Source organism: Sphingobium indicum BiD32 (genome assembly GCF_000382885.1).
Lineage (GTDB): Bacteria > Pseudomonadota > Alphaproteobacteria > Sphingomonadales > Sphingomonadaceae > Sphingobium > Sphingobium japonicum_C.
This window is the reverse complement of the sequence record NZ_CAVK010000038.1, coordinates 1-5,869: the sequence shown is the minus strand read 5'-3', so window position 1 is coordinate 5,869 and position 5,869 is coordinate 1. Positions and strand designations below refer to the sequence as shown.

At 66.3% G+C, this 5,869-nt stretch carries 4 protein-coding genes; all 4 read right to left on the bottom strand.

Annotated features, from left to right (window positions below; translation table 11 throughout):
• Window positions 1-1,039: 1,039 nt before the first annotated feature.
• The gene (locus EBBID32_RS03485; protein ID WP_006950799.1) at window positions 1,040-2,440 is read right to left on the bottom strand and encodes a DUF4139 domain-containing protein; all 1,401 of its coding nucleotides are present in this window, start codon (window positions 2,438-2,440) and stop codon (window positions 1,040-1,042) included.
• Between the two features lie 127 nt (window positions 2,441-2,567).
• Window positions 2,568-3,527, bottom strand: coding sequence for a DUF4167 domain-containing protein (locus EBBID32_RS03480; RefSeq protein ID WP_006950798.1), 960 nt, complete (start codon window positions 3,525-3,527; stop codon window positions 2,568-2,570).
• 303 nt (window positions 3,528-3,830) lie between these two features.
• Window positions 3,831-4,661, bottom strand: coding sequence for a peptide chain release factor N(5)-glutamine methyltransferase (prmC, locus tag EBBID32_RS03475; protein ID WP_037488566.1), 831 nt, complete (start codon window positions 4,659-4,661; stop codon window positions 3,831-3,833).
• A gap of 23 nt (window positions 4,662-4,684) precedes the next feature.
• Window positions 4,685-5,776, bottom strand: a complete 1,092-nt coding sequence (prfA, locus tag EBBID32_RS03470; protein ID WP_006950794.1) for a peptide chain release factor 1 — start codon at window positions 5,774-5,776, stop codon at window positions 4,685-4,687.
• Window positions 5,777-5,869: the final 93 nt, after the last annotated feature.

Here is a 5,869-nt window from a genome sequence, read left to right as displayed (position 1 = left end):
TCGCCTTAGTCTCGTGGGCTCGGAGATGTGTATAAGAGACAGGGTGGGGCCATCATCGCGCGTTCGGTGCGGCGATGCGCCGTCACCATGATCTCCTGCGCGCCGTCCATCATCATCGCTTGAGGCCGATCCACCGGAAACAAGTCCCAGCGCGGATGGGTGCTGGTGCTATCCATCGGCCAGCAGGTCAGGCGCAGCGGGCCGCCGGTGGCGCGCGCCTGCGCCCTGCGCGGCTGGCGGTTGGGCTGCCCGGCGATGACGTTGAGCTGCGCGTCGGCAAAGCCGGTGACCCCGCCATTGGCGACGGTCAGCCAGGCCATGAGGTCGAGTGTCCCGCCGTCCCCCTTCATGTCCGCGACATAGGAAGCGGACCAGTCAAACCCTTCGGCCAGATAGGTGAGTTGCAACGTCGCGCGGGTCGGGCGATCGCTGGTGGCGATCACCGACAGGGTCGGGCGCGGCGACAGGTCCTTGGGGGCGTCTGCGTAGAGCATCCGTTCGGGCAGGCCGCTGCACCCCAGCGCCTCATAGCCCTGCGCGGTCTGAACGATCACGCCGCCGGTCGGCCCGGCGCTCAGGATCGCGTCCTGCTCTGTCACCTTGCCGGTCGCGCGATCGGTGCGGCGCAGCGTGACGCGGCGCTTGAGATAGGCATCGACCAGCCCTGCGGGCGACAGCAGCCGGGCATCGCGATTCTTCTCCCGCACGCCGCGCGGCGTCCCCGACAATATGGCGGTTTCGGGCATCAGCCCTTCCGCCACGCCCTCGAACCGGACCACCGATTCGCCCTGCGGCAGATCGACCGTGCGAGTTTCGGTGATCAGTGCGTAACCGCCCGGCCAGTTGCGGTTGATGGCTCCTGCTGCGCGGCCCGGCGCGCGATAGACGGTGACCGACACCGTATCGATCCGGGTGGAGATGACGGTATCCGCCCGCACCGACGGCGCAAACAGGCAAAAGAGTAGCGCCAAAAGCCACCGTATCCCCGCGAAGGCGGGAACACGCGCCCAATATCGCAAAAGCCGCATCGCGACCCGCTTCAATAGCGCGAATCGAAGGTGACGGTCAGATCGACCGTGCCATTGGCCGGGACCGGCACGCTCCATTCCATCCGGTCGGCCGATACGCGCCGCCCTTCGACGCTTTGTGCGGTGACGCGGGCGTCGCCCCACAGGCCGCCCTGCGCCAGATCGATCGTGACCGCTTCAGGCCGGGCGTTGGTCAGCGTGTAGCGCATCCTTGTTTCCCAGCGCGAGGCGCCCTTTTTCGTGCGTTGTTCGACCGTCGGCCGGACCTTGACGTCGAACGCCTCGCCGGTGCGGAGCGCCATCGACGATCCCATGGGTGTGTGGTCGATGCTGTTTTCGCCGATGAACTGCGGGTCGCCGCGCGCATCGCGCATATAGACGCGGATCGTTCCGGCAGGCAGTTGATCGCCCAGCCCACCCTGTTTCGATGTCGAGAATTTCAGCACGCTCGATGCGCTCAGCGGTTCCGCCGAGCTGCCCATCCAGGGGTTGAGATATTCATAGGTCGCCCGCGCAGGCGCGCCCTTCACATCCAGAAAACTCACCTGTTTCTGCTGCGCGTTGGCGATCGTGGTGCGCGCGACCAAGGGATAGAGATAATAGTCACCCAGCCGTTCGCGCGGGCCGCTTTCCGTCCCCGCCTGATCGATCGCGCCGCTGCCAGACTGCCACCAGTTGCTCCGCCCGCCGCCATTGGCAGGATTGCCCGCGACCAGGATCGTCTGCGCATTGCTGAAGGTCGTGCCCGTATTGTTGGTGAGCGTCACCCAGCCCTGCATGTCCATCGCCCCTTTGGCCGCGTCGAACAGCGCGACATAATCGGCCGTCCAGCCCAGATTGGGGGTGAGGTAGGACAGGCGCGTCGGCACCGCACCGCCGCGCGCCGCGTCCACGGTGACCGACAGGGTCGGCTTGGCCCGCAAATTGGGCGGCACCCGGTCGAAGATCACCCGCACCGGCAGGCCATCGTCGCGCAGCACCTCGATCCGCGCGCCGATCTGGAGAACGATGCCGCCATTGGCCGCCAATATCTTCGCCCGCTCGCGTGTTTCCGCGCCGGTGGCGGGATTGGTGCGCACCAAAGTCACTTCCTGCCCGACCGCCTTGTCCATCAGCTTGTCAGGCGACAGCAGGTCATAGTCGAAATTCTGTTCGACGATGGCGATGCCGGGACCGGACAGGGTGACGGTTTCAGGACGGATGCGCGCCGACACGTCGGGAAATTCGATGCGATTGCGCCCCACCGCCATCACCAGTTGCCGGTCGTCCTGCACCAGCGACTGGCCGTTGTTATAGATGGTGACCGCGACATCGCCCTGCGCCGAAGCGCCGGTCGGATCGGCAGCCCCCTGTGCCAGCACGGCGACGGGCAGCGCGCACAACAGCGGCGCAAGCAGGCGAAGGGTCGTCATGGGGCACTCTCTCCCGGCGTTGTCCCCGCCTTTGTGCCGCAAGCAGGCGGGATTGGGAAGCGGACACGAAAAAGGGGACGGCGCGCCGGGCACCGTCCCCTTTTTTCAAACCGCGTGGCAGCCTCGCTTATTCAGCCGCTTCGGTGGTCGCGCGCGGGCGGCGGGTGCGCTTCTTGGGCGCGTCCTCGCTGACGTCGCTGTCGTTATCGGCCCGCGCGATCGAGGGCGGCAGGATAGCCATGTCCAGACCTGCAGGCGCGTCGGCGGCTGCCGCGTCGACCACCTTGCGTGGACGACCACGGCGCGGACGGGGTGCCTCTTCCATCTGCAGTGCGGGCGCGGTTTCCACCACCGGGACAGCAACTGGCGCGGGCGCGGCCTGTTCGGCCTGCGGCTGCGCTTCGGCATAGACCGGGCGGTCGCGACGCGGACGGTCACGGCGCGGGACGCGATCTTCACGCCCACGATCTTCACGCCCACGATCTTCACGATTGTCGCGCGGTTCGTCCTGACGGCGATTCTGGTCGCGCGGCGCATAGTCACGCTGCGGACGATCGCCGTGTTCACGCGGGGCGCGATCATTGTCGCGGGGCGCACGATCCTGATCGCGCGGTGCCCGGTCGTTATATTCACGCGGCGCGCGGTCGGCCTGCTCGCGCGGCGCGCGGTCGGGCTGTTCGCGCGGGGTGCGATCATAGGAGGACGAATCGGTGCGGAATTCGTCGACGCCGTCGGCGACGCCCTCGAAATCATCGCCATCCTCGTCGAAATTCTCGTCCGGGCGGCGGTGGCGCTGCGGCTGATTGGCCTGCTGCTCTTCCTGCCGGGCGCGATTGTCGGCCAGCACGCGGAAATAATGGTCGGCAAATTGCAGATAATATTCCGCATTCACCCGGTCGCCCGCCATCTGGGCATCGCGCGCCATATTCTTGTATTTCTCAAGAAGCTGGGTCGCATTGCCACGGGCGCGGTTGTCGATGCGGTTGCCATTATCGCCCCCGCCCCGATTGCCACCATTATTGGGACGTCCGTTGTTATTATTGTTCCGGCCGCGATTGCGGCGACCGGCCTGCCGGTTGTTGATCAAGACATGATCCTTGCGTTCGCTGTCATCATATTGGCTGAAAACTCTGTTCCGTCGCCATCCCCAAGCACGGCCCGCACATCAGACCGGATACGGCTCCGCCCGGCATGGCCGGTTCAAAGGGCCAGTGCCTCAAGCTGCCAGCGGCGCCGGGCAGCAGCGCCGTCATGACTGTCAGGAGCGTAGAGAAAGGCCTTTTCTATCAATGGCCTGAACTGACCATATCACGAGATAGTGCCATCTCTTCTGCCGATGTAGAGGCTTTCATCACAGAAACCAAGCAATTTCCGCTTGTCACGGCGTTAATTACGCTGTGCCGTCCCGTTGCGGCCATGTTGCGACCAGGCAACGATCATGCCCGGCAAGGTCTTGCAACGCCCGAACCGCCAGGCCCGCATCCACCAGCAGCGCGGAAACCGCAACCTTCTGGTCATAACCGATCTCGATCGCCGCCATACCGCCGGGGGCGATCAGCCGGGGCAGGTCGGGGGCGATGCGGCGATAATCGTCCAGTCCCTCTACCCCCGCGAACAGCGCACTGTCGGGTTCGTGCAGGACATCGCCCGCCAGCGTGACGCTGCGCGCGATATAGGGCGGATTGATCAGGATCAGGTCGAACTGCCCGTCAACGCCCTGCGCCCAGTCGCCGGACTGAAAGGTCGCGCGGTCGGCCAGTCCCAGCCGCTCCGCATTGCCCTGCGCCACCGCCAGCGCGCCGGACGAAGCGTCGATGCCCAGGCCATTGGCATCGGGCCATTCGCTCAAGGCCGCCAGCAGCAGCGCGCCGGAACCGGTGCCCAGATCGAGGATCGCTTGCGGCGCGCGCCCGGCGAAATGCGCCACCGCCGCCTCGATCAGCGTTTCGCTGTCCGGGCGCGGGATGAGGACGTGCGGCGTGACCGCCAGGCTGATCGTCCAGAAATCGCGAAAGCCGGTAATATAGGCGACCGGCTCCCCGGCAAGGCGACGATCGAGCAGCGCGGCAAAGCCGGGCGGCACCGACAAGTCGCGCTGGCGCAGCAACAGGTCGTTGCGGGAGAGCGTGAGCGCATGGGCCATCAGCAATTCGGCGTCGAGGCGCGGCGTATCACTGGCGACAGCGAGTTGGACAGTGGCAGCGCGCAGGGCGTCGGGGATACCCCCCTCCCCTATGTTGACACTCACCCGACCCCGTCCAGCTGCGCCAGCCGCGCCGCTTCGTCCTCCGCGATCAGCGCGTCGATCACCTCGGCCAGCCCCGGTCCTTCGAGAATCTCCGGCAGCCGGTGCAGCGTCAGGTTGATGCGATGGTCGGTGACGCGCCCTTGCGGGAAATTATAGGTGCGGATGCGTTCGGACCGGTCGCCTGACCCCACCATCGCCTTGCGCGCGCCCGCCTGCTCGCTGTGGGTGCGTTCGCGCTCGGCTTCGTAGAGGCGGGCGCGCAGCACCTGCATCGCCTTGGCCTTATTCTTGTGCTGGGACCGTTCGTCCTGCTGGATCACCACCAGCCCGCTGGGCAAATGGGTGATGCGGACCGCCGAATCGGTGGTGTTGACATGCTGGCCACCAGCACCCGACGCACGATATATGTCGATCTTGAGGTCGCCATCGGCGATCTGGACGTCAACCTCCTCCGGTTCCGGCAGCACCGCAACGGTCGCCGCCGACGTGTGGATGCGCCCGCCGCTTTCGGTGACGGGAACGCGCTGGACGCGGTGGACGCCACTCTCGAACTTCAATTTCGCGAACACGCCGGTGCCGGTGACGGAGGCGACGACTTCCTTGTAACCGCCCGCTTCGGACGCATTGGCCGACATCAGCTCCATCTTCCAGCCCAGCGAATCGGCATAGCGCTGATACATGCGGAACAGGTCGCCCGCGAACAAAGCCGCCTCGTCGCCGCCGGTCCCGGCGCGGATTTCCAGCATCGCCGGGCGCGCATCCGCCGAATCGCGGGGCAGCAATTGCAGCGCCAGCGCCCGTTCGGCGGCGGGCAACTGGCTTTTGAGGATCTGCATCTCCTCCTGCGCCATTTCGCGCATCAGCGGGTCCGCGTCCGCATCCACCCCGCCCGCCATATAATCGAGCGCGGCCAGTTCCTGCCGCAGGCGACGCACCTCATGCGCGGCGCGGGCAACCGGCTCGATCTCGGCATATTCCTTAGACAGGCGCACGAACGCATCGGGCGGCAGATCGGCGCGCGTCATCGACGCCTGCACCTCATCCCGGCGCGCCTCAATCTGCGCGATGCGTTCGGGGGATATGTGCATTAGAGACCGCCCCCCGATCCGTTCGGGCTGAGCCTGTCGAAGCCCTGTCCTGTCTTGTGCGCAGAAAAAGGGCGGCCCTTCGACAGGCTCAGG